The organism is Cryobacterium mannosilyticum (genome assembly GCF_004402705.1).
GTDB classification, from domain to species: domain Bacteria; phylum Actinomycetota; class Actinomycetes; order Actinomycetales; family Microbacteriaceae; genus Cryobacterium; species Cryobacterium mannosilyticum.
Map to the genome: position 1 here is coordinate 1 of NZ_SOFM01000008.1, position 3,370 is coordinate 3,370.

Here is a 3,370-nt window from a genome sequence, read left to right on the forward strand (position 1 = left end):
CATTATTCCGATGTCCGGATTATGCCGATGTTGAGGGTGGGTCCCTTGTGGCTGTTGGCATCGGAGTGGATGTTGTCGGCATAATCAGGCCGCAGGTACACGCTGGTCCTTCGTAGAGCGAAGGTGGACGCAGTGGCTGGTGTGATGCAGATTCCGGTGTCGGGAGCGTTGAAGGAGTGGTCGGCGGGTTTCGTTGATTATCTGGCTGCGGCGGGATATGCGCCGACCTCGATCGGGTTGCGAGTGGCGTTGTTCGCGCATCTGGGCCGGTGGTGCGACGCGGAGGCGTTGCTGCCTGCGGAGTTGGACGCGGGGGCGATCGACCAGTTCCTCGCGGCGCGGAAGAAGTCTCATATCGACTTGGCGTCGAGGGGATCGTTGGCCCCGGTGGTCGTCTTTCTGCGGTCGGTCGGTGCGATCCCACAGCTGACACGGCAGCAAGATATCCCGGTGGGCGCGGTCGATGCTTTGCTGGATCGGTGGGGTGCTTTCCTCCTGTCTGAGCGGGCGCTGGTGGTCTCGACGGTGAAGTACTACCGGGTGTTGGCTGCGCCGTTCGTGGTCTCGCGGTTGCGCGGGCAGGCCTTGGACTGGGAAGCGGTGGATGCGGAGGCGGTGGCACGGTTCGTCGCGGCGACGATCCCGCAGCTGCCGGTCGGCACGGCGAAGCTGACGATCACGGCGTTGCGGTCGTTGCTGCGGTTCTTGTTCAGCATCGGGGTGGTGTCGAACAGGTTGGATGCGGTCGTGCCGGGCCGTGCTGGCTATCGCGACGCGGGGCTGCCGCGCGGGTTGACGGCGGAGCAGGTCGCTCTGATGCTCGCGGCCACGGGCAGGGATTCGCTGGTGCGTCGGAGGGACCGGGCGGTGTTGGTGTTGCTGTCGCGTCTGGGATTGAGAGCGGTCGACGTTGCCGGGTTGGAGTTGGATGACCTGGACTGGCGGACCGGGACGATCCGGGTCCGGGGCAAGGGCGGCCAGATCGATCTGATGCCGCTGCCCGCGGATGTCGGCCAGGCGTTAGCGGAGCATCTCAGCGACGGCCGCCCGAGCACGGCGGTGGGGCGGTCGGTGTTCTTGCGCTGCCGGGCACCGTTCACCGGGTTGAGAGTCGCGGGCATCCAGGGCATCGTCGGGCAAGCGGGGCGGCGGGTCGGGCTGGGCGCGGTGGGCGCGCATAGGCTCCGCCACACCATCGCTACCGCGACGATCAACGCGGGCGCATCGCTGGAGGAAGTGGGGCAGCTGCTGCGCCACCGAGGGCTGGCCTCGACCATGATCTACGCGAAAGTCGATCTGGTGCGCCTGGGCAGCATTGTCCGGCCCTGGCCGGGATCGGGTCCGGCCGATGCTGCCGCGGGTGTGTCGTGAGCGAGTTGGGGCAGCTCATCGATGATTACCTGCGGTTGCGCCGCTCGTTGGGGTTCAAGCTGGAAACGAGCGAACCCTTGCTGCGTCAGTTCCATCAATATCTGCAGCAGCAGAACCTGCCGTCGGCCACGGTCGAAGTGATGGTGGGCTGGGCGATCCTGCCGGGCCGGTCGCCGGGCTGGCATGCCTCCCGGCTCGGCATCGTGCGCAGCTTCGCGCGGTGGGCGCATGTGTTCGATCCCACGATCGAGATTCCACCGCAGGCCCTGCTGCGCCGCCAGGGCCGGAGCGAGCGGTTCGTGGCGTTCGTGTATTCACCCGCCGAAATTCAGTCGCTGCTGGAGACCACCTCCGGAATTCACACCCCGCTGGTCGCGGCCACTTACCGCACCCTGATCGGGTTACTTGCGGCCACGGGCCTGCGAGTGGGGGAAGCGATCCGCGCGAACCGCGCGGATCTGGTCGACGGGGTCTTGACGGTCGCGGACACGAAGTTCGGCAGGACTCGTCTCGTTCCTCTGCATCCGAGCGTCCTCGAGGCGCTGGCCGACTACGCCCGGCTGCGCGATGCGGTCCTGGGCCGGGTGGGCACCGACGCGCTGTTTGTGTCACGGGCGGGCACCCGATTGATTTATAAGAATGTGCATTTCGTCTTCCACCGGCTGGTGGGTCAAGCAGCCATCAGGCCGCGCTCGAGCAGGTGTCGGCCACGGATTCACGATCTGCGGCATACCTTCGCGGTGTCCACGATGCTCGACGCTTACCTCCGCGGCGCCAATGCCGCGGAGGTGTTACCGATCCTCTCGACCTATCTCGGGCACGCCTCCCCGGCAAGCACCTACTGGTACTTGCCGGCCGATCCTCATCTGCTCGCCGCAGCCTCCGGGCGCCGCTCTCCACTGGGCGAGCCAGAGGGACTCTCCTCATGAGCACCCTGGCCCCGACGCTGGAGAAATACTTCACCAGCCATCTGGCCCATTCCTTGGACGCCAGCAGCCATACCATTGCCGCCTACCGCGACACCTGGCGGCTGCTGCTGAGCTGGCTGCTCGCCACCGGGAACCACCGCCCCGAAACGATCGATTTGCGCATCCTGGACAGCGCCACGATCAGTGCTTTCCTGGGCTATCTGGAACAAGAGCGCGGCAATGGTGTCCGCACCCGCAACGCCCGCCTGGCGGCACTGCACTCGTTCTTCACCTATGCCGCCCTGCACCATCCCGAACACGCCGACACCCTCGGGCGGGTGCTGGCGATCCCGGTCAAGCGCCACAGCCGCACCGATATCAGCTATCTCACGCACGAGGAAATAACCGCGCTGCTGGGCGCGGTCGACTGCTCCACCCGCACCGGGCGGCGCGACCGGCTGCTGATCCTCATCGCGATCAGCACCGGGATGCGGGTGAGCGAACTGACCGCGCTGACCTGGGCTGATATCCACCTCGGCGCCGGCGCTCATCTGGTTTGTCACGGCAAAGGACGCAAGGACCGCGCGACGCCCCTGAGCCGCGAAGACGTCGCCGCGTTGACAAACTGGAAAACAGAGCGCTCCCCAGTCGCCGAGGACGTTGTCTTCCCCACTCGGGACGGCACCCGGATGAGCACCGACGCCGTCGCCCAACGACTGACCATCCACGTCACCACCGCCACGACACTCGCGCCGACGTTGAAAACGAAGACCATCACGCCGCATGTCCTGCGCCACACCGCAGCCATGCGGCTGCTACACGCCGGCGTTGACACGACCGTCATCGCGCTCTGGCTCGGCCACGAATCCCCAGAGACCACCCAGATCTATCTCCACGCCGACCTCGCGATGAAGGAGAAAGCCCTCGAACGCGTCCGCCCCACCGGAGTCCTCCCAGGCCGATACGCACCAGCCGACTCGCTCGTGGCCTTCCTCGAAGCCCTGTGATTATGCCGACAACATCCACTCCGATGCCAACAGCCACAAGGGACCCACCCTCAACATCGGCATAATCCGGACATCGGAATAATG

General features: G+C 66.1%; 3 protein-coding genes. All 3 read left to right on the plus strand.

The window, feature by feature from the left end:
• Positions 1-132 precede the first annotated feature (132 nt).
• Genes E3O32_RS03165 through E3O32_RS03175 form a run of 3 tightly spaced genes read left to right on the plus strand, consistent with a single transcriptional unit; the run spans position 133 to position 3,286 of the window.
• Positions 133-1,371, plus strand: coding sequence for a tyrosine-type recombinase/integrase (locus E3O32_RS03165; RefSeq protein ID WP_134506953.1), 1,239 nt, complete (start codon positions 133-135; stop codon positions 1,369-1,371).
• Positions 1,368-2,300: a tyrosine-type recombinase/integrase gene (locus E3O32_RS03170; RefSeq protein ID WP_134506955.1), complete on the plus strand. Its 933-nt coding sequence runs from the start codon at positions 1,368-1,370 to the stop codon at positions 2,298-2,300. Before E3O32_RS03165 ends, E3O32_RS03170 begins: the two co-directional genes overlap by 4 nt.
• Complete coding sequence (locus tag E3O32_RS03175) at positions 2,297-3,286, plus strand: tyrosine-type recombinase/integrase (protein ID WP_134506957.1); 990 nt, start codon at positions 2,297-2,299, stop codon at positions 3,284-3,286. The genes E3O32_RS03170 and E3O32_RS03175 overlap by 4 nt, the downstream gene beginning before the upstream one ends.
• Positions 3,287-3,370 lie beyond the last annotated feature (84 nt).